Annotated in this window: 29 protein-coding genes and 1 tRNA gene; 24 read left to right on the forward strand and 6 right to left on the reverse strand. The window is 44.9% G+C overall.

The features are described 5' to 3' along the window. The first annotated feature begins 5 nt into the window (after nt 1–5). The 12 genes from ICN36_RS08230 to ICN36_RS08285 all read left to right on the forward strand — a co-directional run bounded on the left by ICN36_RS08230 (nt 6) and on the right by ICN36_RS08285 (nt 15,773). The gene (locus tag ICN36_RS08230) at nt 6–1,826 is read left to right on the forward strand and encodes a pseudouridine synthase (RefSeq protein ID WP_216227914.1); all 1,821 of its coding nucleotides are present in this window, start codon (nt 6–8) and stop codon (nt 1,824–1,826) included. Between the two features lie 172 nt (nt 1,827–1,998). Further along, a complete protein-coding gene (rimP, locus tag ICN36_RS08235; protein WP_216227915.1) occupies nt 1,999–2,490 on the forward strand; it encodes a ribosome maturation factor RimP in 492 nt (163 codons plus the stop codon). Beyond that, nucleotides 2,487–3,968 carry a transcription termination factor NusA gene (gene nusA, locus ICN36_RS08240; protein WP_216227916.1) on the forward strand — a complete coding sequence of 494 codons (1,482 nt, stop codon included), beginning with the start codon at nt 2,487–2,489 and terminating at the stop codon, nt 3,966–3,968. The genes rimP and nusA overlap by 4 nt, the downstream gene beginning before the upstream one ends. Nucleotides 3,969–3,981: 13 nt before the next feature. After that, nucleotides 3,982–6,750 (forward strand): translation initiation factor IF-2, encoded by a 2,769-nt coding sequence (gene infB, locus ICN36_RS08245; protein ID WP_216227917.1) that lies wholly within the window; start codon nt 3,982–3,984, stop codon nt 6,748–6,750. 5 nt (nt 6,751–6,755) lie between these two features. After that, nucleotides 6,756–7,139, forward strand: a complete 384-nt coding sequence (gene rbfA, locus ICN36_RS08250) for a 30S ribosome-binding factor RbfA (RefSeq protein WP_216227918.1) — start codon at nt 6,756–6,758, stop codon at nt 7,137–7,139. 3 nt (nt 7,140–7,142) lie between these two features. Next, the gene (gene truB / locus ICN36_RS08255; protein ID WP_216227919.1) at nt 7,143–8,054 is read left to right on the forward strand and encodes a tRNA pseudouridine(55) synthase TruB; all 912 of its coding nucleotides are present in this window, start codon (nt 7,143–7,145) and stop codon (nt 8,052–8,054) included. A gap of 70 nt (nt 8,055–8,124) precedes the next feature. Next, nucleotides 8,125–9,942, forward strand: coding sequence for a translational GTPase TypA (gene typA, locus ICN36_RS08260; RefSeq protein WP_216227920.1), 1,818 nt, complete (start codon nt 8,125–8,127; stop codon nt 9,940–9,942). 120 nt (nt 9,943–10,062) lie between these two features. Next, nucleotides 10,063–12,438 carry a Tex family protein gene (locus tag ICN36_RS08265; protein ID WP_216227921.1) on the forward strand — a complete coding sequence of 792 codons (2,376 nt, stop codon included), beginning with the start codon at nt 10,063–10,065 and terminating at the stop codon, nt 12,436–12,438. Between the two features lie 93 nt (nt 12,439–12,531). Continuing rightward, entirely contained in the window at nt 12,532–13,518 is a 987-nt protein-coding gene (locus ICN36_RS08270) for a tripartite tricarboxylate transporter substrate-binding protein (protein ID WP_216228280.1), read from the forward strand. 106 nt (nt 13,519–13,624) lie between these two features. Then, entirely contained in the window at nt 13,625–14,521 is an 897-nt protein-coding gene (locus tag ICN36_RS08275) for a pseudouridine synthase (RefSeq protein WP_216227922.1), read from the forward strand. Nucleotides 14,522–14,619: 98 nt separating this feature from the next. Then, entirely contained in the window at nt 14,620–14,937 is a 318-nt protein-coding gene (locus ICN36_RS08280) for a hypothetical protein (RefSeq protein WP_216227923.1), read from the forward strand. A gap of 5 nt (nt 14,938–14,942) precedes the next feature. Continuing rightward, complete coding sequence (locus tag ICN36_RS08285; RefSeq protein WP_216227924.1) at nt 14,943–15,773, forward strand: GGDEF domain-containing protein; 831 nt, start codon at nt 14,943–14,945, stop codon at nt 15,771–15,773. Nucleotides 15,774–15,811: 38 nt separating this feature from the next. Here the strand turns inward: ICN36_RS08285 and ICN36_RS08290 are convergent, their stop codons facing one another. Then, entirely contained in the window at nt 15,812–17,452 is a 1,641-nt protein-coding gene (locus ICN36_RS08290) for an FMN-binding glutamate synthase family protein (protein ID WP_216227925.1), read from the reverse strand. A gap of 160 nt (nt 17,453–17,612) precedes the next feature. Between ICN36_RS08290 and ICN36_RS08295 the strand changes: the two genes are divergently transcribed. From ICN36_RS08295 to ICN36_RS08315, 5 genes are all read left to right on the forward strand, one after another. Further along, nucleotides 17,613–17,996: a translational machinery protein gene (locus ICN36_RS08295; RefSeq protein ID WP_216227926.1), complete on the forward strand. Its 384-nt coding sequence runs from the start codon at nt 17,613–17,615 to the stop codon at nt 17,994–17,996. Continuing rightward, nucleotides 17,993–18,259 (forward strand): hypothetical protein, encoded by a 267-nt coding sequence (locus ICN36_RS08300; protein ID WP_216227927.1) that lies wholly within the window; start codon nt 17,993–17,995, stop codon nt 18,257–18,259. Before ICN36_RS08295 ends, ICN36_RS08300 begins: the two co-directional genes overlap by 4 nt. Nucleotides 18,260–18,293: 34 nt before the next feature. Further along, nucleotides 18,294–18,557 (forward strand): hypothetical protein, encoded by a 264-nt coding sequence (locus ICN36_RS08305; RefSeq protein WP_216227928.1) that lies wholly within the window; start codon nt 18,294–18,296, stop codon nt 18,555–18,557. Between the two features lie 135 nt (nt 18,558–18,692). Beyond that, complete coding sequence (locus ICN36_RS08310; RefSeq protein WP_216227929.1) at nt 18,693–19,097, forward strand: Rap1a/Tai family immunity protein; 405 nt, start codon at nt 18,693–18,695, stop codon at nt 19,095–19,097. Between the two features lie 15 nt (nt 19,098–19,112). Continuing rightward, entirely contained in the window at nt 19,113–19,388 is a 276-nt protein-coding gene (locus tag ICN36_RS08315; RefSeq protein WP_216227930.1) for a YMGG-like glycine zipper-containing protein, read from the forward strand. Between the two features lie 56 nt (nt 19,389–19,444). On the opposite strand, the gene ICN36_RS08320 is transcribed toward ICN36_RS08315, so the two are convergent. Both ICN36_RS08320 and ICN36_RS08325 read right to left on the reverse strand, forming a co-directional pair. After that, on the reverse strand, nt 19,445–19,861 hold the full coding sequence (locus ICN36_RS08320; RefSeq protein ID WP_216227931.1) for a BON domain-containing protein: 417 nt from the start codon (nt 19,859–19,861) through the stop codon (nt 19,445–19,447). 21 nt (nt 19,862–19,882) lie between these two features. Next, the gene (locus ICN36_RS08325) at nt 19,883–20,038 is read right to left on the reverse strand and encodes a DUF3309 family protein (protein ID WP_216227932.1); all 156 of its coding nucleotides are present in this window, start codon (nt 20,036–20,038) and stop codon (nt 19,883–19,885) included. A 188-nt stretch (nt 20,039–20,226) separates the two neighbouring features. On the opposite strand from ICN36_RS08325, the gene ICN36_RS08330 reads away from it, so the two are divergent. Together ICN36_RS08330 and ICN36_RS08335 are read left to right on the forward strand one after the other, a co-directional pair. Then, complete coding sequence (locus ICN36_RS08330) at nt 20,227–20,451, forward strand: CsbD family protein (protein ID WP_216227933.1); 225 nt, start codon at nt 20,227–20,229, stop codon at nt 20,449–20,451. A gap of 177 nt (nt 20,452–20,628) precedes the next feature. Next, complete coding sequence (locus tag ICN36_RS08335; protein ID WP_216862072.1) at nt 20,629–21,042, forward strand: hypothetical protein; 414 nt, start codon at nt 20,629–20,631, stop codon at nt 21,040–21,042. A 2-nt stretch (nt 21,043–21,044) separates the two neighbouring features. Here the strand turns inward: ICN36_RS08335 and ICN36_RS08340 are convergent, their stop codons facing one another. The 3 genes from ICN36_RS08340 to ICN36_RS08350 all read right to left on the reverse strand — a co-directional run bounded on the left by ICN36_RS08340 (nt 21,045) and on the right by ICN36_RS08350 (nt 22,938). After that, nucleotides 21,045–21,734 (reverse strand): Crp/Fnr family transcriptional regulator, encoded by a 690-nt coding sequence (locus ICN36_RS08340; protein ID WP_216227934.1) that lies wholly within the window; start codon nt 21,732–21,734, stop codon nt 21,045–21,047. Between the two features lie 124 nt (nt 21,735–21,858). Beyond that, complete coding sequence (locus ICN36_RS08345; protein WP_216227935.1) at nt 21,859–22,578, reverse strand: Crp/Fnr family transcriptional regulator; 720 nt, start codon at nt 22,576–22,578, stop codon at nt 21,859–21,861. A gap of 195 nt (nt 22,579–22,773) precedes the next feature. Next, nucleotides 22,774–22,938 (reverse strand): hypothetical protein, encoded by a 165-nt coding sequence (locus tag ICN36_RS08350; protein WP_216227936.1) that lies wholly within the window; start codon nt 22,936–22,938, stop codon nt 22,774–22,776. Between the two features lie 320 nt (nt 22,939–23,258). Between ICN36_RS08350 and ICN36_RS08355 the strand changes: the two genes are divergently transcribed. The 5 genes from ICN36_RS08355 to ICN36_RS08375 all read left to right on the forward strand — a co-directional run bounded on the left by ICN36_RS08355 (nt 23,259) and on the right by ICN36_RS08375 (nt 25,738). Then, on the forward strand, nt 23,259–23,594 hold the full coding sequence (locus tag ICN36_RS08355; RefSeq protein ID WP_216227937.1) for a BON domain-containing protein: 336 nt from the start codon (nt 23,259–23,261) through the stop codon (nt 23,592–23,594). Between the two features lie 97 nt (nt 23,595–23,691). Continuing rightward, entirely contained in the window at nt 23,692–23,868 is a 177-nt protein-coding gene (locus ICN36_RS08360) for a CsbD family protein (RefSeq protein ID WP_216227938.1), read from the forward strand. Between the two features lie 70 nt (nt 23,869–23,938). Then, the gene (locus ICN36_RS08365) at nt 23,939–24,328 is read left to right on the forward strand and encodes a hypothetical protein (protein WP_216227939.1); all 390 of its coding nucleotides are present in this window, start codon (nt 23,939–23,941) and stop codon (nt 24,326–24,328) included. A gap of 184 nt (nt 24,329–24,512) precedes the next feature. Continuing rightward, nucleotides 24,513–25,595: a tRNA dihydrouridine(20/20a) synthase DusA gene (gene dusA, locus ICN36_RS08370; protein WP_255531281.1), complete on the forward strand. Its 1,083-nt coding sequence runs from the start codon at nt 24,513–24,515 to the stop codon at nt 25,593–25,595. 67 nt (nt 25,596–25,662) lie between these two features. After that, nucleotides 25,663–25,738, forward strand: a tRNA-His gene (locus ICN36_RS08375). The last annotated feature ends 9 nt before the right edge of the window (nt 25,739–25,747 follow it).

Genomic DNA, 25,747 nt, shown 5'->3' on the forward strand with positions numbered 1-25,747 from the left:
AATTAATGACAAGCTCTAACGAAAACGATTCATCCCCGATAGTAAATTCATCGGCACCTCCTTCCAATTCAGACGCTGCGCAATCGAATTCTGATAGCCCTAAGACTGAAGGTGGGGAGCGTGCTGAACGTGGCGATCGTCGCCCACGCCGCCAGGGTGCTGGAGGTAGTAAGCATCCCTTTAATAAAAAACGCCCGTTCAATAAGGATCGGCCACGCCGCGAGGGTGGTGATTCCAATGGTCCCCGTGAAGGGGGAAATAACCCCGGCAACAATCAGTCCGCAAAATTAGCCCCGAATCCCGCTGAAAGCGAAGCTTTGTTTGCTTCAGTAGTATCTGGTGAATTCGACGCTGCCTTAGATGCGCCGGAGATTGAAGAAGTTAAAAATCCTGATGGCTTTAATGAGAGTGAGATCTCTCATCAAGCTGGAGCTGAACATCGTGCACAACGTGCCCAACGTTCCCGTGAAGATGAAGATCCTGATGCGCCAACAGATGAAGAAATGAGTAGTCTGCAGTTTGCGAACGTTGATGACCTTCCACTCAGTTTGCGCGATGAAGTTTGGTCTGATCTTGATGGCCTAGACGATGACGCAGATGATGAAGATACTGTTAAGTTGCACAAAGTATTGGCTGATGTCGGCATGGGCTCACGTCGAGATATGGAAGACTTGATTATTCAAGGGCGCGTATCGGTTAACGGATTACCTGCGCACATTGGTCAACGTATCGGACCAACAGATCAAGTACGTATCAATGGCAAGCCAGTCCATCGCAAGATTCAGACTAAGCCGCCACGCGTCATCTTGTATCACAAGCCTGCTGGTGAGATCGTGAGTCAGTCTGACCCTGAAGGTCGCCCAACGGTATTTGATCGTTTGCCAAAGCCTCGTCAAGGACGCTGGATCGCAGTAGGTCGCTTGGACTTTAATACTGAAGGCCTTTTGTTATTCACTACTTCTGGTGAATTAGCGAATCGTTTAATGCATCCACGTTACGGTGTCGAGCGTGAATACGCAGTGCGTATCTTGGGCGACTTGAGTCAAGAAAATACATCACTATTAAAGAGTGGTATTACGCTCGATGACGGCCAAGCCAAATTCTTACGTTTAGCAATGGGTGGTGGTGAAGGCGCTAACCGCTGGTACCACGTTGCATTAAACGAAGGTCGTAATCGCGAAGTGCGTCGTATGTTTGAGGCGGTTGGTCATGTGGTATCTCGCTTGATCCGAACCCGTTATGGCATTTTCTTATTGCCCCCACGCTTAAGACGTGGCAAATGGGAAGAGATTGAGGCCGGCGGTATCTATAACTTGATGAAGTCTGCAGGCTTAAAAATGCCTCAGCCACAAGACAAGGGTCGCAACCCTAACGCTAACTCTAATCATCGTGATCGTCGCCCTATGGGAGAAGATTTCCAGCCCGATCCAATGCAGACCTCAGTTTCTTACTGGGGATCACGTGATGCTTTAACCCTTGCTAGCGGCCACAATGGCCTAACGCACCAGGGTAGAGGTGGAAAACCTGGTGGCGGTGGTGGCTCCGGTGAAGGACGCGGACCTTTCCGCGGTCGTGCTCAAGGCGGTAGACCTGGTCAGGGTGGTCAAGGGGGTCGTGGCGGTCAAGGCGGGCAGGGTGGCCAAGGTGGACAAGGCGGAAATGGTCAAAACCGCAGTAAAGGCGGCAAAGTTCATCATGGACAGTCAGCTTTTGTGACTGGAAACCCTCAAAGTCCTGGAAATGGGCCAAAGCGTGGCGCACCAAAAGGAAGAAAACCCTTCAATAAAGGGCCTAGAAAACCGCGTAATCCGGGCAAAAGCTTCTGATTTGTATCGATTTTCTGCCAAATAGGCTATAATTTCGGTCTTACAGCAGGTTTCTGTTGTTTTAGTGGTTACCGACTGATGTTGCGATCAACGTAAGTCGGCCTGTTCTGAATTTCGAGAATATGGGCTTTGAAGCCCATTTTTTTTTGCCATTTTGGTATGAAGGGGTGTCGTGAAGGATCAGCAGGTTATTTCAGCAGAGCTGGAAAACTTAGGTTACACGCTAGTAGAGATTGAGCGTGAAGCCGGAGGATTGCTGCGCGTCACGATTGAAAACCCAGATTACGAACGTTTGATTTCTGTTTTGGATTGCGAGAAGGTAAGTCATCAGTTGAGTTACACCTTGCCAGTAGAAAACATCCCTTACGAGCGTTTAGAGATTTCTTCTCCAGGATTGGATCGCCCAGTAAAAAGTGCCGCAGATTTTGTTCGCTTCGCTGGTATGGAAGTGGATTTGAAGTTGCGTGTTGCAGTTGGTAGTCGCAAGAATTTTCGTGGTGAGTTACAAGGTTTGCTAAGTGGTGAATTGAATTCACCGGATGCAAAGTTTGGTTTGGTATTTGAGGGTGCTGATGGTCAGCCTTCTCAATTGGAGTTCTCTTTAGCCGAGGTCGATAAGACTCGGTTGGTCCCTGTTATTGATTTCAAAGGAAGAAAGTCATGAGCCGAGAAGTTCTCATGTTGGCAGACGCGTTAGCGCGTGAAAAGAACGTTGATCAAGCAATTGTGTTCGAGGCGTTGGAGATGGCTTTGGCCTCTGCGACTAAGAAGCGCTACGCTACAGAAGACGTGGATATCCGCGTTTCAATTGATCGCGAAACTGGTGAATACGAAACCTTCCGTCGTTGGTTGGTTGTTCCGAACGAAGCCGGTTTACAGGAGCCAGATAAAGAGATTCTGCAATTTGAGGCCCAAGAGCAGCTTGCTGATATGGAAGTTGGCGACTACATCGAAGAGGAAATTGAATCTTTAGCATTTGGTCGTATCGGCGCACAAGCTGCTAAGCAAGTCATCTTGCAGCGCATCCGTGATGCTGAGCGCGAACAGATTTTGAACGACTACCTTGAGCGTGGCGAAAAAGTCATGACCGGCACCGTCAAGCGTGCCGACAAGAATGGCCTGATCATTGAATCCGGTCGTGTTGAAGCCTTACTGCGTCGTGATCAAATGATCCCAAAAGAGAACTTACGTTCTGGTGATCGTGTTCGCGCCTATATCCTTAAGGTGGATCGCGAAGCACGTGGCCCACAAATCGAACTCTCACGTACTTGCCCAGACTTCTTGATTAAGTTGTTTGAGAACGAAGTTCCAGAAATGGAACAGGGCTTACTAGAGATTAAGGGTGCTGCCCGTGATCCTGGTGTACGCGCAAAGATTGCTGTGATTACTTATGACAAGCGTATCGACCCAATCGGTACTTGCGTTGGCGTTCGTGGTACACGTGTGACTGCGGTTCGCAACGAAGTTGCTGGCGAAGCGGTGGACATCGTATTGTGGTCTGAAGATCCAGCCCAGTTTGTAATTGGTGCCTTGGCTCCAGCTCAAGTATCTTCTATCGTGGTTGACGAAGAGCGTCATGCGATGGACGTAGTGGTGGATGAAGAGAATTTGGCAATTGCCATTGGTCGTAGCGGACAAAACGTTCGTTTGGCGAGCGATTTGACTGGCTGGCAGATCAACATCATGACTCCTGAGGAGTCTGCTGAGAAAACTGAAAAAGAAGCATCTTCTGTGCGCCAGCTGTTTATGGACAAGTTGGATGTAGATCAAGAAGTTGCCGACATTTTGATTGAAGAAGGCTTCAATACATTGGAAGAAGTGGCTTATGTGCCATTGTCTGAAATGTTAGAAATTGATTCATTCGATGAAGATACTGTGAATGAGCTACGTACTCGTGCACGTGACTCTTTGTTAACTATGGAGTTGGCAAAGGAAGAGCGTATTGGAGAAGTTTCCCAAGATTTACGCTCCCTAGATGGAATGACAACAGAACTGATTGCTAAGCTTGCTGACAATCAAGTTCATACCCGTGACGACCTTGCTGAACTGGCTGTTGATGAGCTGGTTGAGGCGACACAAATTGACGAAGAAACTGCGAAAACGCTCATCATGAAAGCGCGCGAACATTGGTTTACTTCATGAGAGGAAGTAGTGCATGGCAACAACAGTAAAAGTACTCGCTAAAGAATTAAAACGTACCGCGCCAGACCTCTTGGAGCAGTTGAAGGCGGCCGGTATCGAAAAAGGTTCTGAGGACGACAGCATTACCGAAAAGGACAAAACTGTCCTGCTCGAGCATTTGCAAAAAGCCCACGGCAGCGCAGATTCAAGCACGCGCAAAAAGATTACCTTAATCAAGCGCGAGAGCTCAGAAATTCGTCAAGCTGATTCTGCTGGTCGCACTCGTACCGTGCAGGTTGAAGTTCGTAAAAAACGTGTACTCGTTAAGGCCGGAGAAAAAGCCCCTGAAGAAGCTCCCGCTCAAGAGGTTAAAGAGGCTGCACCAGCCGCACCAGCTGTACCAGCTAAACCTGTTATTTCTGCAGAAGAATTAGAGAAACGCGCAGCTGAAGCAACACGTCAGGCTGAGTTATTGGCTCGTCAAGAAGCGGAAATGAAGGCGGCCGAAGAAGCGCGTCAAAAAGAGGTTGCCGCTCCGGTGGTTGCTAAAGAAGAGGCGCCTGTAGATGCAGCGCCGGCTGCTGCTGCAGCTGCTGCAGAGAAAAAAGCCGCAGCAGATAAGGCAGCTAAAGATTTAGCTGTAAGCAAAGAAAAAGAATTAGCAGACATTCGTGTCCGTCGTGCTGCTGCTGAAGCAGAAGCATTGGCAATTCGCGACATGATGAGTGCTCCAGCACGTGTTTTAAAGGCACCAAGCGAAATTGCTGCTGAAGAAGCCAAAAAAGGCACATTACACAAGCCTGCCAAAGTTGAAGGTGCCGATGATAAGAAGAAGGCTGTCGCCAAAGTTGGCGGTAAGACCATTAAGTCTGCTGAGACATCTTCTACATGGCAAGAAGAGGGCGCTAAGAAACCTGGCGGCCTAAAGACTCGCGGAGATTCTTCTGGTGGTGTTGGCGGTTGGCGTTCAGGCGGTGGCCGTAAGAAGCAACGTCAAATCGCAGAAGCGAACGTCGACACCAACTTCCAAGTACCAACAGAAGCTATAGTGCGCGATGTTCACGTACCAGAAACTATTACTGTTGCTGAGTTAGCTCATGCAATGGCGGTGAAGAGTGCAGAAGTGATTAAGCTTTTGATGGGTATGGGCCAAATGGTCACCATCAATCAAGTACTTGACCAAGATACTGCAATGATTCTTGTGGAAGAAATGGGTCACAAAGCCTTTGCAGCGAAATTGGATGATCCGGATTTAGAGCTCGGTACAGTCGGTCATGATGCGGAGTTATTGCCGCGTCCTCCAGTTGTAACGGTGATGGGTCACGTTGACCACGGTAAAACTTCCTTGCTCGATAAGATTCGCGCTGCCAAAGTAGCCACCGGTGAAGCCGGCGGCATTACTCAGCACATCGGCGCATACCATGTGGAAACTCCACGCGGCATGATTACCTTCTTGGATACCCCGGGCCACGAAGCCTTTACGGCAATGCGTGCTCGTGGTGCTAAGGCGACCGATATTGTGATCTTGGTAGTTGCCGCTGATGACGGTGTGATGCCGCAAACAAAAGAAGCGATTCACCATGCGCTCGCAGGTGGTGTTCCTATTGTTGTCGCTATTAACAAGATTGATAAGCCAGAAGCCAATTCAGAGCGCGTTAAAACTGAATTAGTAGCAGAACAAGTGGTTCCTGAAGAGTACGGTGGCGATGTGCCATTTATTCCAGTGTCCGCTAAAACAGGCGAAGGCATTGATGCTCTTCTTGAAAACGTTTTGTTGCAAGCAGAAATTCTTGAACTGAAAGCGCCTAAAGATGCGCCAGCACAAGGTTTGGTCATTGAGGCACGCTTAGATAAAGGTAAGGGCCCAGTGGCAACTATCTTGGTTCAGTCAGGCACATTAAAACGTGGTGATATGTTGTTGGCCGGTTCAACTTATGGCCGCGTACGCGCCATGCTAGATGAAAACGGTAAGCCATGTAATGAGGCAGGTCCATCTATCCCAGTTGAGATTCAAGGTTTAGGAGATGTTCCTGCGGCTGGTGAGTCAGTACAAGTGGTTCCTGATGAGCGTAAGGCTCGTGAGATTGCACTTTTCCGTCAAGGTAAGTTCCGTGATGTGAAGTTGGCTAAACAGCAGGCATTTAAGCTTGAAACCATGATGGAAAACATGGAAGAAGGCGCCATTGAAGCCAAGTTATTGCCGTTGATCATCAAAGCGGACGTACAAGGCTCTCAAGAAGCTTTGGCTCAATCTTTAATGAAGCTTTCTACTCCAGAAGTGAAGGTTCAAATTGTTCACGCAGGCGTTGGTGGCATTACTGAAACTGACGTGAACTTGGCTGTTGCTTCTAAGGCCGTTATTTTTGGATTCAACTCCCGTGCAGATGCCGCAGCTCGCAAGTTAGCCGAGAACAATGGCGTAGACATCCGTTATCACAACATCATCTATGACGCAGTAGACGAGGTGAAGCTGGCGCTGAGCGGCATGTTGACTCCAGATAAGAAAGAAGAAATCACTGGTCTGGTTGAGATTCGTCAAGTCTTCCTGGTATCTAAGGTTGGCGCGATTGCTGGTTGCTTGGTTGTTGATGGCATCATCAAGCGTACATCTAGTGTGCGTCTCTTGCGCGATAACGTGGTTGTTTGGACTGGTGAGTTGGATTCTCTCAAGCGTTTCAAAGATGACGCCAAAGAAGTTCGTGCCGGTGTTGAGTGCGGCCTGTCATTAAAAGGTTACAACGATATTAAAGAGGGTGATCAGCTTGAGGTATTTGAAGTTACTGAAGTTGCACGTTCACTCTAATTAATATGCATAAGACTAGTCCGCATCGTAACCAGCGTCTCGCCGATCAAATTCAGCGAGACCTGGCCGAGCTTATTCCGCGCGAATTGCGCAGTCCAAGCTTGGGTTTGATTACTTTACAAAGTATTGAGCTCACGCCAGATTTGGCGCACGCTAAGGTGTTCTTTACTGTTTTAGGTGCTGAGCCTGAGCATGCTTTAAAGGCGCTACAAGAAAAAGCAGGATATTTACACTCACTTTTGTTTAAGCGTTTGCATATCCATACTGTTCCTACATTACATTTTCACTATGACAGCTCTGTTGAGCACGGCATAGAGATGTCTCGATTGATCGATCAAGCCGTGGATAGTGACCGCAGCAGCAGTGATCAAGCGGACGAGACTAAGTAATTCATGTCTATTCGGATCGACGGCGTAGTGCTACTAGATAAACCCGCTGGGATGAGCTCACAAGGTGCGGTGACTGCTGTCAAGCGCGCCTTTAATGCCGACAAAGCTGGACATACCGGCACATTAGATCCAATGGCAACTGGCTTGCTTCCTATTTGTCTTGGTGAAGCCACTAAGTACTCTCAAGACTTGCTTGAAGCTGATAAGACCTATATTGCGAGAGTGAAGTTTGGTTCGCGTACCGATACTGGTGATGCTGAAGGGCAGATTATTGAAGAGTTGCCTTTGCCTGTGTTTGCAAGCGAAGCCGAAATCAAGATTGCCTTAGATTCCTTGCTCCCGAAATTTACCGGCCCGATTTCTCAGGTACCGCCAATGTATTCCGCGCTCAAGCGTGACGGTAAACCTTTATATGAATATGCTCGTGCTGGCGTTGAGTTAGAGCGCGCTCCACGGGATATTACGATTCACTCCATTCGCTGGACTGATGTTACTTGGCCTGAGGCCACTTTAGAGGTGAGTTGCAGTAAAGGCACCTATATTCGTGTGCTGGCCGAAGATATTGGTAATGCCATAGGCTGTGGCGCCCATTTGGTTGGCTTACGCCGAACCGAAGTAGGGCACCTAAATCTTGAGCAGTCCTTTACGATTGAATCGATTCAAAGTGGCTTGCAAAATAGCGCTAACTATATATTGCCTGTTGACGCCTTGTTACAAACGTTGCCTCACTTAACGGTGGATGAGCAACAGGCTAAACGTCTTGAGATGGGGCAGCGAGTTCCTCTCAATTTACCTTCCATCGAAGCATTGGTACGTATCTACCGCGCCACTGCTGCTCCTCATAACTTTATTGGCACTGCTGATTGGCGCTCTGGTGTTTTACATCCAAAGCGTTTGATCTCCTCAGCCCATTAAACAAATTTGACTTATTTACCCACTAATCTTAATTAACCCGAATTTATATTCTTAACTTTAGAAGCTTCACATGACTAAACGCGCACTTCGTAACATCGCTATCATCGCCCACGTTGACCACGGTAAAACTACCTTGGTTGACCAACTCTTGCGCCAATCTGGCACATTCCGCTCCAATGAAAAAATGACTGAACGCGTCATGGACTCAAACGACTTGGAAAAAGAGCGTGGTATTACTATTTTGTCCAAGAACTGTGCGGTGGAATATGACGGCACACACATCAATATCGTTGATACCCCAGGACACGCCGACTTCGGTGGTGAAGTGGAGCGTGTGCTCTCGATGGTTGACGGTGTATTGCTCTTGGTCGACGCGGTTGAAGGTCCAATGCCACAGACCCGCTTCGTTACTAAGAAAGCTTTGGCTTTGGGTTTGAAACCAATCGTGGTGATTAACAAGGTTGACCGCCCAGGCGCGCGTTGCGATTACGTGATCAACGCCACTTTTGAGCTGTTTGATAAGCTTGGCGCAACTGAAGAGCAGTTAGACTTCCCTGTTGTGTATGCATCTGGTTTGAATGGTTATGCAGGTTTGACTGACGATGTACGTGAAGGTGATATGCGTCCATTGTTTGACACAGTGTTAAAGCATGTACCAGTTCGTGATGACAATCCAGAAGGCCCATTGCAATTGCAAATTACCTCGATTGAATACAGCACTTACGTCGGTAAGATTGGCGTAGGCCGAGTAAACCGCGGTACTGTAAAGCCATTAATGGACGTTGTATTTATGGACGGTCCTGACGGCGTTCAGCGTAAAGGCCGTATTAACCAAGTATTGAAATTCCGCGGCTTAGAGCGCGAACTAGTAGATGAAGCGCAAGCGGGCGATATCGTATTGGTAAATGGGATTGAAGATTTGGCAATTGGTACAACTATCTGCGCACCAGATGTACCGGAAGCATTGCCAATGCTCAAGATCGATGAACCTACTTTGACTATGAACTTCATGGTGAACACTAGCCCATTGGCTGGTCGTGAGGGTAAATTTGTTACTAGTCGTCAGATTCGTGAGCGTTTAGATCGCGAATTGAAGTCAAACATGGCTTTGCGCGTAAAAGAAACAGACGACGACACTGTATTTGAAGTATCTGGTCGTGGCGAATTGCACCTCACCATCTTGGTGGAGACTATGCGTCGTGAAGGTTACGAATTAGCGGTTTCCCGTCCGCGCGTTGTTTTCCATGAAGTAGATGGCGTGAAGATGGAGCCGTATGAGAACTTAACGGTTGACTTAGAAGATACAACTCAAGGCGCCGTGATGGAAGACTTGGGTAAGCGTAAGGGTGAATTGCTCGACATGGTGAGTGACGGCAAAGGTCGTACACGTCTTGAGTACCGCATTCCTGCGCGTGGTTTGATCGGCTTCCAAGGCGATTTTATGACTATGACCCGTGGTAATGGCTTGATGAGCCATACCTTTGATTCTTATGCGCCAGCTAAAGACGGTATCTTAGGTGAGCGTCATAACGGCGTATTGATTAGCCAAGACGATGGTGAAGCAGTTGCATATGCATTGTGGAAGTTGCAAGACCGCGGTCGTATGTTTGTGAGCCCTGGAGATCCTTTATATGAGGGTATGGTGATCGGTATTCATAGTCGCGATAACGATTTGGTTGTGAACCCCATTAAGGGCAAGCAATTAACCAACGTTCGCGCATCTGGTACTGACGAAGCTGTTCGTTTAGTAACTCCAATCGCAATGAACTTGGAATATGCAGTAGAGTTTATTGATGACGATGAATTGGTTGAAGTAACGCCTAAGAGTATTCGTATTCGTAAGCGCTACCTCAAGGAGCATGAGCGTAAAAAAGCATCACGCGAGTAATTTCACTCAAGCTACACAACAAAGGTCACCTCAGGGTGGCTTTTGTTCTTCATTGAAATCAAAATAACAAATTAACTATTAATTGTTACAAATCAATTAATTAAATAAAAATAGATATACATGCTGCCATCAATAGAACAACGCCTTGCCCAAGAACTTTCTGCTAAACCTGCTCAAGTATCGGCTGCTATAGCCCTAATGGATGAGGGTGCAACCGTACCATTTATTGCTCGTTACCGCAAAGAAGCCACTGGTGGATTAGATGACACGCAATTGCGTTTATTAGAAGAGCGACTTAGCTACCTTCGCGAATTAGAGGGTCGACGTAAAACGATTGTTGCTTCGATTGAAGAGCAGGGCAAGATGACCCCAGAGCTTCTCAAAGCCATCATGCTGGCAGAAGATAAGACGCGCTTAGAAGACCTTTATCTACCTTATAAGCCCAAGCGAAGAACAAAAGCACAAATTGCCTTAGAGGCTGGTTTAGAGCCTTTGGCAAATGATTTATTGGCTAATCCCAATTTAGATCCTGAAACGGAAGCAGCAAAGTATTTGAAGGAAGCCTTTCAGGTGGATGGCACTGACAACCCTGGAGTACCTGATACTAAGGCTGCTCTTGAAGGCGCCCGTCAAATTCTGATGGAGCGCTTTGCAGAGGATGCTGCATTGGTGCAATCTCTCAGGGAGTATTTGCAAGATCATGGTGTTGTAGATTCCAAAGTGATTGCTGGCAAAGAGCAAGAAGGTGAGAAGTTTGCTGATTACTTTGATTACTCCGAGCCAATCAAAGCGATTCCATCACATCGTGCCTTAGCTTTATTCAGAGGTCGTCGTGAGCAGATGTTGATGGTCAATCTACGCCTAGATACCGAAGAAGAAAAACTAAAGTGGGATGCTCCTCATAATCCTTGTGAAAACCGCATTGCCAATCATTTCAAGATTAAAAATGATGGTCGTCCTGCCGATGCTTGGTTAGCCGATACTGTGCGCTGGACCTGGCGCATCAAGTGTTCTTTGCATTTGGAGTCAGAACTTATGACTGCGCTGCGTGAACGCTCAGAAACTGAGGCAATTAACGTCTTTGCGCGCAACCTAAAAGATCTTTTGCTAGCAGCGCCTGCTGGCCCAAGGGTCACAATTGGTCTAGATCCAGGAATGCGTACCGGTGTCAAAGTGGCAGTAGTGGATGCCACCGGCAAAGTCGTCGATACCGAGGTCATTTACCCGCATCAACCTAAAAATGATTGGGCTGGTTCATTACATACTCTGGCAAAGTTGGCTGAAAAACACAATGCCACCTTGATCTCGATTGGTAATGGTACCGCCTCTCGTGAGACTGATAAATTGGCCCAAGAACTCATTAAAGCCAAACCAGAGCTTAAGCTCACTAAGATTGTGGTCTCTGAAGCAGGGGCATCAGTCTACTCAGCATCAGAATATGCCTCAAAAGAATTGCCCGGTATGGACGTCTCATTACGTGGCGCCGTATCAATTGCACGTAGATTGCAAGATCCGCTTGCTGAGTTAGTGAAGATTGATCCTAAATCTATTGGTGTGGGTCAATATCAGCATGATGTGATGCAAACCCAATTAGCAAAATCTCTAGTAGCAGTAGTAGAGGATTGCGTGAATGCCGTAGGTGTGGATGTCAACACAGCCTCAGCACCATTGCTAGCAAGGGTCTCAGGCTTAAGCTCTACCGTTGCTGAAGGTATTGTGGCGTACCGAGACAGTAAGGGTGCATTTAAATCCAGAGCTGATCTGAAGAGTGTGCCTCGTCTTGGCGATAAAACGTACGAGCAGGCTGCTGGGTTCTTACGCATCATGAATGGCGATGATCCATTAGACGCATCTGCAGTTCATCCAGAGTCCTATCCTTTAGTAGAAAAAATCTTGAAGGATATTAAGAAGGGAGTGAAAGAAGTCATTGGCGATGCTAGCTTACTTAAATCACTCTCACCAGAAAAATATGCCGATGGTCAGTTTGGTTTACCTACTGTAACTGACATTATTAAAGAATTAGAAAAGCCAGGTCGTGATCCACGTCCAGAATTTACCACTGCTACCTTTAAGGATGGCGTAGAAAAAATTAGCGATCTCAAAGTGGATATGATTTTGGAAGGCGTAGTGACTAACGTTGCTGCCTTTGGCGCCTTTGTGGATATTGGTGTGCATCAAGATGGCCTAGTTCATATTTCTGCGCTGTCCAATACATTCGTAAAAGATCCGCATAGCGTGGTCAAGGCCGGGCAAGTGGTGAAAGTCAAGGTACTAGAGGTAGATGAAAAGCGTAAGCGAATTGCATTGACGATGCGCTTAAGTGATGAGGCTCCAAGAGATGGCGCTAAGGCAGGAGCAAAGCTTGAGCAAAGAATGCCGAATCGTCCTAACTCGGAGCCTAAGTCAGCTGAAGCTAGAAAACCTCAAGAAGACAGAAGACAGGCGCCCCCCATGAATAATGCAATGGCAGCAGCCTTTGGAAAACTTAAGAAATAGTATTTTTTAGAGAATTTCTCATCATAAGAGTGGCAAATTCTCTAAACTACTAGTCTGTAACTGTAAATACTAAAAGCAAGGATCCCTGTGAAAATCTCCCCATCAATTATTCGCTTTGCAGTAATTTCGCTCTGTGCAGTAGGCGTTAGCGTTTCTGCTGCTAAAGCTGCTGATTTCCCTGGCGATCGTCCAATTACTTTAGTGGTGCCATTTTCTGCTGGCGGTCCAACCGACAAGGTGGCTCGTGAGCTTGCTTTGGCAATGGGTAAGCAACTTAAAGGCCAGGTGATCGTTGATAACAGTCCTGGCGCTGGTGGCACGATTGCCGCTAAGCGAGTAATCAACTCCAAGAACGATGGCTACACATTATTGATTCACCATATTGGTATGTCTACCGCTCCAGCTTTGTATAAGAACTTGGGCTTTGATCCAATGAATGACTACGAGTATGTTGGCCAAGTTGCTGATGTACCAATGATATTGGTTGGCAATAAAGATTTGCCTCCTAAGAATTATCAAGAACTTCTCCCGTATATGAAGGCAAACGTAGGCAAAATTGCTTACGCCAATGCTGGTGTAGGTTCTGCTAGTCACTTGTGCGGCTTGTTGTTCATGAGTCGTATTCAGTTGGATTTGACAACCGTTCCTTACAAAGGCACTGCGCCTGCGTTGACTGACTTGATCGGTGGCCAAGTGCAATTGATGTGTGATCAGACAACTAACCTGTCAGGTCAGCTAGCAACTAACGCAGTCAAGCCATATGGCACAACTACGATGCAACGCATCAAGGCTTTTGATAAGATTCCAACGCTTAATGAGCAGGGCTTAAAGAACTTTGAAGTGAAAGTTTGGCATGGCGTTTATGCGCCAAAAGGCACTCCTAAAGCAGAGATGGATAAGTTGGCTAAAGCATTGCAAGGTGCCATTCAAGATCCGCTATATAAGCAACACATGGCTGAGTTAGGTGTTGAGATTCCATCACTAGCAAATGCAACCCCAGAAGGCCTGAAAAAGCACTTGAAGGCACAGATTGATTTGTGGACACCAATCATTAAAGCTGCTGGCATCTACGCAGACTAAGCAAAAATAAGCTGTGATACTAAAAGCCGCCTTAGGGCGGTTTTTTGTTTCCTTTGCTAGGGCGTAATTTAAACTAAGCCCATCATGTAATTTTCTAGCAGGGTTTATGAAAGTCAATTCAGAAGGGGTCTCGGCATCGCGGGTATATTTACCTGCTGATCAAGCTCATCTGAACTTGCTGGCATTTTTTGTTGCCCAGTTTCCGCACATTACTGAAGTTGAGTGGGCCGATCGCTTCGATGAAGGACTTATTCTTGACCAAGATGGTCATGCTCTTAAGGCAGGTGATCCCTATCTACCCAATACACACTTGTTGTACTTTAGGCGGCTTGCCCGTGAGCCAAATATTCCTTTTGAAGAAAAAATTCTTTATCAAGATGAGCATATCTTGGTTGCAGATAAACCCCATTTCTTGCCAGTCACACCAAGCGGTCTTTATTTACATCAGACCTTACTAAATCGACTTAAGAAAAAAACGGGTATACAAACCCTTAGCCCCATTCATCGAATTGATCGCGATACTGCTGGCCTAGTTATCTTTTGTGTCAACCCAAATGAACGAGCTCAATACCAAAATTTGTTCAGGGATAGGGCGGTTAAAAAAGTATACGAAGCGATTGCGCCGTATTCAGAAGATATCAGTAAGCAAGTGCCAATGACTTATCAAAGTCGCCTAGAAGAATCTGAACACTTTTTGCAAATGCAAGAAGTGCAGGGTGACCCTAACTCCGATACCTTAATAGAGATCATCGCAGTCAAAGAGCCCTGGGCTAAATATCGACTCACTCCTGGCAGCGGTAAAAAGCATCAACTACGCTGCCATCTCAATGCACTTAATATTCCCATTAAGAATGATCAGATTTATCCGATCCTTACACCTTATCAAGAATATGACTTGGATTTTTCCAAACCATTACAGCTGCTTGCAAAGGAAATATCCTTTATTGACCCTCTGGATGAAGCAAAAAAGGCCTTCAATAGCCCTCAAGAGCTAGTGCTTTAGTTCTATAGAGCCCTTATTTAGCGGTTAAATCATAGTTATGCACTAAAAATAGGCCTAGATTTTAGTAAAGTATTAGCTCTTAGGCTAATATTCGTCGCATGACGTCCAAACCCCGTTACCGCTGGCTATTGAATCGTTTAAGACACCAGCCAAATGGTCTGGAAGAGTGCAACCCCGATCTGATTGTTGAGTATGCAAAGGCAACTAGTGCAAAGGTTTTTTATCGTACTAATGAATATCCACGCTGCCCACAGTTAACTCGAGATTTTAGTAAGCTCGTAAAACATAAATTAGCAGTACGTAAAAGATCATTTCTGTATGACCTCAATGGATTTATGTTGTCTCCGAGGGCAACCTTCATTTATCGGTTAACGCCTGTGTCTGCGAATTCTCTTACCTGGGTAGATCGGGAATGATGCAAATGAACAGTATTGATAGTCTATTTGGGATCAAGCCAAAATTGGCGGTTCAGCTTGGATTTATTTCACTATTTCTAATTTTATTAATCGATGTTCTATCGCCCGATGATTATCGATTAGTTCTACTCTACTTATTTCCTGCTGCAATCATTGCATTAAATGCGAAGTCAATGAAGGTGGTTATCGTAGCTCTGATTATCACCACCTTATTTGAAAATTACTTTCTCTTTAGGGATGGGTATTACCCTCTCTATTTTACGAAGATAGAAGTATTAAATATTTTGATTCGTTTTCTGGCTACCTTATTAATCATGTGGCTTGCCAGGTCGCTCAGGCGCAGTCAATTACGCGTGAATCTTCTCGCTAATACCGACTCTTTAACGGGTTTGTGGAATAGGCGTTGGGCTCGAATCATGATAGAGCAGGCTATTGCAGGGCTAGAGGAGCGTAAAGAGATATTTTCTGTTGCGATGATTGATGTTAATGACTTTAAAAAAATTAATGATATTCGAGGGCATTTAGTTGGTGATCAGGTATTAACAAAGATCGCGCATACCCTAATGAAATTTTCATCTGAGAAAACAATGTTTTTCCGTTTGGGTGGGGATGAGTTTTTGATTGTTGCATCAAAGATCAATGAGCATGAAATGAATCGCATGTGCAGCGATATTGTTAAAACAGTAAATCAGACAATGAGTGATTCTGGGTATCCGGTTACCATAAGTATTGGCATGGCAACATATAGTGATAATTCAGGTACCGTATCAGCAATTTTGCACCAGGTAGATTTGGAGATGTATCGCCACAAAACTGCAGGCAAAAATTCTCAATAGACTTCTCAAGAAGAGTTATCTATTGGGGATCTACAGATTTAGGCTTTCAGAGCAGAAAAACTTTGGGCTTGAGACCGATGCCAATACAACTCAAATACTCTAGGTAGATTGAGGTTTGGATCAATATGTTCTGCCTTGAGTAGCAGGCCTGCAGGCATTTCAGGTAGCAAGAAAGATAAAAGACGCACCTCATGTTTATTAATGCGTCGGATGATATGAGGGGCATCAATTTCACCGGGATGACTGAGGCCTGCTGCCTCGACCAGTTCTTTCAGGGTCTTGAGTGTTTCATTGTGGAAGTTATAAACACGCTCGGCTTTATTGGGGACTACTAAGGCTTTCTGGCGCAAAGGATCTTGTGTGGTGACGCCGGTAGGGCAGTTGCCAGTATTGCAAACTTGTGCCTGAATACAGCCAATCGAGAACATAAAGCCGCGGGCGCTATTGCACCAGTCAGCGCCTAAAGCAAAAGCTACTGCCATATCAAATGCGCTAATAATCTTTCCTGCGCAACCAATTCTGATTTGATCGCGTAAATTTGCACCCATCAGGGTGTTATGAACTAGGCGTAAACCTTCTTGAAGTGGAGTCCCCACATGATTAGTAAACTCTACTGGTGATGCACCAGTACCACCTTCAGAGCCATCCACTACGATAAAGTCAGGATGAATGCCGGTCTCTAGCATTGCTTTAACAATGCCAAACCATTCCCAGGGATGGCCAACGCAGAACTTAAAACCCACTGGCTTGCCGCCAGATAGGTCGCGTAGTTTCTTCACAAAGTGAATGAGCTCAAGCGGAGTGGAGAATGCGCTATGTGAGGCAGGGGAGATACAGGCCTCGCCTTCTTTTACGCCACGCGCAGCGGCGATCTCAGCCGTCACCTTGGAGCCCGGTAGGATGCCACCGTGACCAGGCTTGGCGCCTTGGCTTAACTTGATCTCAATCATCTTGACTTGAGGGTCTAATGCATTCTCAGCGTATTTTTCGGCATTAAAACTGCCATCGGAATTGCGACAGCCAAAGTAGCCAGAGCCAATTTCCCAAATGAGGTCGCCGCCATGGACGCGATGGTATTCAGAAATCGACCCTTCGCCAGTGTCATGCGCAAAGCCACCTTTTTTAGCGCCAAGATTTAAAGCCAAGATAGCATTGGCACTCAACGATCCAAAGCTCATTGCTGAGATATTGAAAATGCTTGCTGAATATTTCTGTTTGCAATCTTTGCCACCAATCTCAACCCGGAAGTCATGGTTAGGCAGTCGGGTGGGGGCGAAGGATTGATTGATCCATTGGTATCCTGGTGCCATCACATCTAGAGTGGTTCCAAAGGGTATTTGATCGGGCACAGCCTTTGCGCGTGAATACACTAATGTGCGCTGCTCTTTTGAGAATGGAGTTTCATCATTGTCACCCTCGATAAAGTACTGTCGAATTTCTGGGCGAATAAATTCCAGCATGAAACGCAAATGACCGATAACAGGGTAATTGCGAAGAATGGCAACTTTGGTTTGAATAAGGTCGTAGATGCCTACAACAGTTAAAAATCCAAATAATATGAAGAAGCGATATGCCTGTAGATGCAGTTCTATAGAGGCGAAACTGACGACTGCCCCCAAAATACAAAGTCCAAAAGGGATGTAGCGAATGGGTACGTATTTATTAGGGGATATGGCCATAATGAGCTTAAATGTAGATGGTCTAAGTATATGAATTTAATACTAATCAAACATTTTGACTTAAATCAAGTTAAATAACACTTCATCAGTGATTTTCCGCGATTATCAAGCGTTGCAGGAGTATTCTCAAAGGGTAGTCAATATTATTAATAGGAAGAATATGTCATTAAATCACGCAGTTATTTGGATTGACCATAGAGAAGCTCATGTCATGTTTTTGAGCGCAGAGGCTAGTGAAGCTGAAATTATTCGCAGCAAAACTACCCATGCGCATTTGCACCACAAGGCGAATGAAGTTGGTAGTGGCAAGCTAGCCTTAGATCATAAGTACCTGCATTCAGTTATTAATGCCGTGAATGAATCCAAAGAAATTTTGATTCTTGGCCCAGGTTCTGCAAAATTAGAGTTAATCAAGCACGCGCACAAGCATGATGCCAATATTGCAGAAAAAATTGTTGGCGTGGAAACAGTTGATCATCCTTCTGATAAAGAAATCCTTGCCTATGCTCGTAAGTTTTTCTATAAAGTAGATCAGATGTTATGAAAATTGAATTTATTGGCCCACCAACTTTAATGGCTGATCGAGGCATCAGTTATTTTGCAAAGCTCGATGGCAAGGATCTTGAATGCCAATTTAGTTATGAGGCCTTGGGGGATGTTGATCCCGATAGTATCTTGGGTAACCCATTGGAGCATTTTATAAAGCATCAACTAAAACTGCTTTCCGTTGCCGAAGCTAAAATTACTCAGGGACATAGTCATAATGGCGTGCTACAAATTCATAGTAATGATTTGGTTATAGATTAAATTTCGCAAACAGTTAGATGAGGGGTAATTGCAAATGACTAAAGTAGCTAAAGAAGAATTGGGTCCAGATGGACTCCCCGGACATGATTACTTTCTAGATGCAGTAAATCATATTGATGAGGCTGTAGCAAACAATACGATTGCAGCTGGCGCAGCCAAAGGAATCATCTTTAGTCTGGTGGAAACCTTAGGTGCCATGGTTGGTGATCCTGATCTACCAAATCATCTGAAATCCGGCTATATGGGGGCTTTGGATCTCGCAGTTGAGTTAGAGGCTAAGCTCGCTAAATTGCGTTAATCAAGTAGTTTCTTTGTTTTACAGTAAGGGCAGCTTCGGTTGCCCTTATTCATATGTCTGATAGCAGACAGACTAATTCATCAGTATTTTTTAGACTAATTACTGCTTAGTCAAAATAAGAAAGTGAATATGTATATGAAAAAACTATCAATAGTATGTGCTTCACTATTAATGTCTGCAGGGGTGGCTATAGCGGCCACCGGAACGCCTGTCGCAATTAGTACGCTTGAGCTAGCAGGTGTGTGTAGCGATCAGTCGAACCCATCCCCACAGGTTTATTGTGATATCTATGGTCAGGGTGTGTACGACAGCTATTTAGTGACACGTCACCCTAAAAGGGCTCCAGAGTTCATTTGCGTAGTGCAGCCAGCACCATCACGTAGAGAGGTGATGAGTCAATTCATCGATTGGGTAAAAGTAAACTCAGTTTATAACTCTGCGCCAGCTGCAGATACCTTACTACGATTTCTAGCAGTGCGTTTTCCGTGTGATTCATCCAGCATGTCTCCTGGAAATGCTGCTACCAAAATTATTCGATAGATTTAAAGGGAAAATATGAAAACGACTTTACTGGTTTTATCTACTACCGCTATCCTGGGGCTATCAGCCTGCTCTAATATGAGTAACACTCAGCAACGAACCCTGTCTGGAGCTGCGATTGGTACTGCTGCTGGTGTTGGAATAGGGGCGCTTACTGGCGGTGGTTTGTTATGGGGTGCTGCAGGTGGAGCGGCCGTAGGTGCTGCAGGCGGCTATATCTACGATCAGTATGAAAAAGATCAAAAGAAGGCTCCCCCAAAATCGAACTCCACTAAATCAACTGTCAATTGATAGATTGACGATCATTAAAAAGCCGCGATTTGCGGCTTTTTAATTAGACAGAAAAATTACTTCACAACAAGCAACTTATTGGTAACAGACTTAACGCCTTCGGTAGTCTCTGATAACTTCACTATCTTATTGATGTTTGCCTGAGTATCAGCTGAGCCAGTGAGTGTAACAACGCCGTTTACCGTATCGACTGAGACCTTGATTGACTGCAGCCCAGGTTCATTGAGAAGGTCACCCTTAATCTTTGCGGTAATCTGGGTATCACTAAGCGCTTGACCGGTCGCCTTATCTTGTTCAATGAGTGCTTTATCTGCCTTATCGGCAGAATTCGAAACAGCTGTAGTAACGTTTTCAGTCACTTGATCAATCTTTTTGCCAGCCGTTTCTGCTGGACCAGGTTTATCACAGGCGACTAATCCAGATACGATCATCATGGGGGCAAAAATTGCCTTAAAACTATTATCAATTTTCATATTTTTCTTTCGTGGATGTATTTATATTCTGCCAGTGAGGATGAGGATCAGTAGTATTAAAACCACCAAACCTAACCCACCACTTGGTGCGTATCCCCAATTTTTGCTGTGTGGCCAAGCAGGGATGGCACCCACTAGCATCAAAATTAAGAGAACTAAAACGATGGTTCCTAACATTTGAAATTCCTTTCGTGTGATTACTACCATCTACTCTATAAGTGTCACACTGTTATGACTGTTCGCCATCAGACATATGAAGAAATAATTTTTATTAATCGAAAATAATTTTCTATTAGTACGCCAGCGCACTGAAGATAGGCATCTCAACGCTATAGCATATAAGCTCATACACAAAGGGGGTTTAAATGAACTGGGATATCGTCGAAGGCAATTGGAAGCAATTTAAAGGCAAAGTTCGTACTCGTTGGGGCAAGCTAACAGATGATCAATTGGATTTGATTGCCGGAAAGAGAATCGAGTTAGCCGGGAAAATTCAAGAAGCTTATGGTGTCGGCAAAGATGAGGTTGAAGAGCAAATCAAATTATTTGAAGAGCAGATGAGGGACTTCAAGATCACAGCTATAAAGTAGTGTTTGCAAGCTTGGTGCTGTGATGAATTAGTCTTTAATGATTACTAAGGCATTGCACACCAGCTTTCATTAACAATGGGAAAAAGTAATTATCAGGTAATCATTTCTTCTATAGCCGTCTGCCTACTTATTACTCATAGCATAGGTTGTAAGGCTGAATCATAAGGTCCTATAGACGTGATTGATGAATCCTCCAAATCAGAAGTCTGGCTTAATCCCGGGCTGTATTCCTATCATTTTGATCAAAACCGAAACTTTAATTCAGTGAATTATGGCTTTGGCGTGGAGTATCTCTTCTCAACTGTAGCCTCAGTAACTGCCGGAACTTTCCGTAATAGCAACTACTATCAATCAAACTATCTTGGAGTATATTGGCAGCCTATTGCCATTGGCCCTATTCAGATCGGGTTAGTTGCCGGCGCATTTAATGGATATGCAAATACTAATGACGGCGGTTGGTTTCCAGCAGCTTTGCCTGCGTTGACTATTAAGGGCGATTTAGTGGGTCTCAACTTAATGGTGATACCCACTATTCCTGGCCGCGTAGCCGGGTCACTATCATTTCAGCTAAAGATAAAAGTCTTTGATTAATATCATTCGCTAAAAATCTCAGCGTAAATTTTTCTATTTTTTTCATAGCAGCTACAAGCTTCTGCTTGCAGGGCTGTGCGGTTTATTACTTTAATTTCTCCGCGATGATATTCAATTAGACCTCTTCTTCTAAAATCTGCTGCAGTAGTTGTTATGCCTACACGTCTAACCCCCAACATTAAAGAGATAAATTCATGTGTCATTGAGAAAGTGGGGGATTGCGCTCTATCCTGGCTCATCAGAAGCCACTTTGCAAGGCGTTGGTCAATCTGATGAAAGTGTTCGCAGGCTGCAGAAAGGCCTAATTGCTTTATGCGAACCGCAAGATAGCTGTTAATGAGCTTACTCAGTTCTGGGCGATTTTTTATCTCAGCTAAAAAATCGCCAATACCTATTTGCCATGCGCTTCCCGCGCCCTGAACAAGAGCGCCAAAGGGGTTGTTGGCAATTCCCAGGACTGACTCAGCACCTAGAACGCCTTCTCTGCCTACCATGCCAACCTCAATAGCAGGGTGCTCATCCAAGCTTTGGGTTACAGAGATAAAACCATCCACTGGAAAATAGATGTAATCAAAAGGACTATCTGCCGTACAAATAACTTGGGAGAGGGTTAATTCTATAAGCTGTGCTTTGGCTTGTAGTGATTCCTGAGTCTTTTTAGGTAGTAAGTCAATTAGATGATTCTTATTCATTTGTGATTACCTTAGGGTTAAATATGAAACCCTTGTTCGGGCAGTAGGGTTTGAATGACGTAGGTGAAAGTTATCCCGTCATAATTCTCGCCCTACAAATCTCTAGCGTTAGTCTGCTAGCGAACTAAGTCGCAATTTTATTTGGTAGAAGGCGATCATATTCAGTTTTAACTACTTGATAGCACTCACAGGTGCGATGTTCAAGCCCAGGTCGATCTAGAACCGTGATGTGGCCACGCGAATATTTAATAAGTCCTGCCTTTTGAACTTTTAGTGCAGCTTCTGTTACGCCTTCTCTACGAACGCCCAACATATTGGCAATTAACTCCTGAGTCATTACTAGTTCATTGCTTGGTAAACGATCTAGGCTAAGCAGTAGCCAGCGACAAAATTGTTGATCTAGGGTGTGGTGACGATTGCAAACAGCGGTTTGAGCCATCTGTGTAATGAGTGCTTGGGTATAGCGCAATAACAAATGCATGACAGGGCCGCCCTTGTTGAATTCTTCCAATAGCAGGCTAGAGCGGATCTTGTAACCCAGCCCGGCACTTTGAACAACGGCTCTGCTAGAGGTCGACTCTCCACCCATAAAGATGGAAATGCCAACTACTCCTTCATTGCCAACAATAGCAATTTCTGCTGAAGAACCATTTTCTAGGGCGTATAGCAATGAAACAATGGCGGTCGAGGGAAAGTAAACATGGCTCATTTTTGTGCCGGGCTCGTATAAAACTTTTCCGAGTGGTAGCTCAATAGGTTCAATGTTGGGCAATAACCTTTCCCATTCAACAATAGGAATGTATTGAAATAGATGGTTTTGCGCTTTTAGATACTTTAATTCCATACAAATACCTTGATATTGGTTGTCGGCTGAAGACTTATTAAGTCTATTTGTCGGAATGAGTTAGGTATGTGCGATACCGCACATAAGACAAGCTTACACGATAAAAAACCCACCAAAGATTAGTGGGTTGGCATCCTGATGTAAAGCAGTCCTAGCCTAAGCTAGGCAGCTAAAACAGTTATTCGCCGCAATACATTATTTCATTGCTGAAGCTGTATTGGCAGCATTAGCAGTATTTTTACAAGCAATTTCGCTATATTCATTTGCTTGTACGGTATGACCTTGAGCTACGGCTGCATGATAGCCAGCTTGTTTTGTATCTCCAGATGCGCAATGTTTAGCAGCTTCTTTGTGTGCCATTGACGCAGCGTCACAATGTTCGGCAGCTTTTACATGAGTGTTTTGGAGTTACTGGGTTTGAAGTATTTGATTTTGGGTCGAGTGTCATATAAATCTCCTGATGAATTTAAATAGAGAATTCTCTATACAGATGAGCTAAAAAACTCATCACTCAATATAAAGTGCATACTCAAATGATTGAGTCTGATAACGCACATATAAAAAATATTTTCTTATGTCTGATATCGAACAATCAATTACTTAAATGAAGAATAGGGTAAATGTGTACCTAAGGAATTGTCGACGCCTCAATTGTTCGACCATCTTCATGAAAGTCAAAAATGAATCTATCAAAAAAAATCGTAGCACTACTCATGTCCGGCCTACTGATTTCATTGGGCGCTTGTGCTGCATCTGATACCAAGGAAAGTACTGGGCAGTATGTAGACAACAGCGTTCTCACTGCTAAGGTAAAAGCCGCCATCTTTAATGACCCAACTTTAAATTCTTCAGAGATTACTGTGCAAACGTTCAAGGGTGAAGTGCAGCTTAGCGGCTTTGTGAGCAGTATTGACCAAACCAATAGAGCGGTAGATGTTGCCAAGGGCATCCCAGGCGTTACTTCAGTGAAAAATGATATGCGCGTAAAGGGAAGTAACAACCCCTTCTATAAATAAGAAATTTTTTGAGCCAATTCTCGCATTGTTGTTGCTTCAGTGATTTAAGTCTGATGCACCAGTAGTTCCATAGTTTAACGACACAAAGGAGTTTTCAATGAATAAAGATCAAGTTAAAGGCCGCGTAGAAGAAGTTAAAGGCAAAGTAAAAGAAGTTGCTGGCAATATTGTTGGCAATAAATCTCTCGAGGGTGAAGGTCTTGTTCAAAAGACGGTAGGGAAGATCCAGGCTGGAGTAGGTGATGCCAAGGCTGAGCTGAAGAGCAAGCTTTAAAGCATTGGTTTTATTGAAATTAACCTCAGATCAGCATCAACTGATCTGAGGTTTTAAATAAAGGAATCGTATGGATTATCTTCAAAAACTAGGCGCTGCATTTTTAGCCAGCCTATCTTTGGTTGCGTGTGTATCGATGTCTAACGGGCAAAGTATTGTTAAAACTACTGATGGCTACTTAGTTGGCACCAATAATATGACTCTTTATACCTTTGATGGTGATGTGGCTAAGTCAGGTAAGTCAGTGTGTAATGGAGACTGCGCTATCAATTGGCCACCTCTATTGGTGGATGTTAATGCCACTTCTTATGGGGACTATTCAATCATTACTTGTGACGATGGTAAGAAGCAATTTGCCTACAAAGGTAAACCTTTGTACTCCTTCTTCATGGATAAGAAGCCGGGTGATCGTACAGGGGATAACTACTCCAACGGTGCATGGCATGTTATCAGAATGTAATTAACAAAAAAATATGAAAGACCCGCTACGGCGGGTTTTTTGTTATTCAGCTCTATATAAAAACAAGGTCAACCAATAGCGCCCTAAGCATTCTGTGAGTCAAGACAATATTTGGCGGATTCGAGGCAAAACCATCTAAAATCATTCTCTATTATTAGTTGCATAAAAAGATAGCTCAAAATCCTTGAATAGCATCCCAAAAAAACGTTTAGCAGTGGCGCCCATGATGGAGTGGACGGATCGTCATTGCCGTTCTTTTCATCGCACGCTTACTAAAGAAGCCGTTCTTTATACGGAGATGGTGACTTCTGGTGCCTTGATGCATGGGGACGTCCCGCGTCATCTAGATTATTCGCAAGATCAACATCCAGTCGTTTTGCAGTTGGGCGGATCTGAGCCTTCCGATTTAGCAAAGTCTGCCGAGCTAGCGCAGCAGTGGGGCTACAATGAAATTGATCTTAATTGCGGTTGTCCGTCAGAGCGCGTGCAGCGTGGCGCCTTCGGCGCTTGTTTAATGGCTGAGCCTAATTTAGTGGCTGAGTGTGTCCGCTCAATGAAAAGCGCAGTAGATATTCCAATCTCCGTAAAGCATCGTCTAGGCTTGGATTCGATGGATGCAGCGAACTCGGAGACTGACTACCAATTTGCGCTGAACTTTATTCTTGCTGTTGCTGATGCCGGTGCAAGTCAAGTAACAATTCATGCTCGTAATGCTGTGCTCAAAGGTTTATCTCCCAAAGAGAATCGTAGTAAACCACCATTGCGTTATGAAGTAGCTGCAAAACTTAGGCTGGATGCACAAAAGCAATTTCCAAATCTCAAAGTGTTACTCAACGGTGGCTTAGAAACGAATGAGCAAATTGCCGGTCACTGGAATGACTTTGATGGTTTCATGGTGGGAAGAGCTGCATATCATTTTCCGGCGCTGCTTTTAGGTTGGGATGACATGATCAACACGGATGGCGATGCTGCTGGTTATCTTTTCAGTGAAACCGAGTGGCACCGCATTCAAATTGCATTGGTGAAACAAGTACAAGCTTGGTTTGATGAGTGCCAAGCAAAAGGCAAACCTTTTTATATAGGCGTCTTTACAAGACACATCCTGGGTCTAGCTCATGGCAGGGCAGGATCGCGTTATTGGCGTCAGCGCCTATCTGATCACCATGCTTTAGCCAAAGTTCAAAGCAAAGCCGCCATTGTGGATTTCTTTATCGATGCGAGCCTTTGCCTAGGAGATTGGGCGGCTTTTGAGTTCGAAACTGCCTAAAGACAGGCTTTAAAGGGCAGTTTTTGACAGAATTTTGAGCAAAAAGCTATAATCTAATTCTTCAGTGGCGGACGTAGCTCAGTTGGTAGAGTCCCAGATTGTGATTCTGGTTGTCGCGGGTTCGAGCCCCGTCGTTCGCCCCATATTCTATA

It is taken from the genome of Polynucleobacter sp. UK-Gri1-W3 (genome assembly GCF_018881595.1).
Lineage (GTDB): Bacteria > Pseudomonadota > Gammaproteobacteria > Burkholderiales > Burkholderiaceae > Polynucleobacter.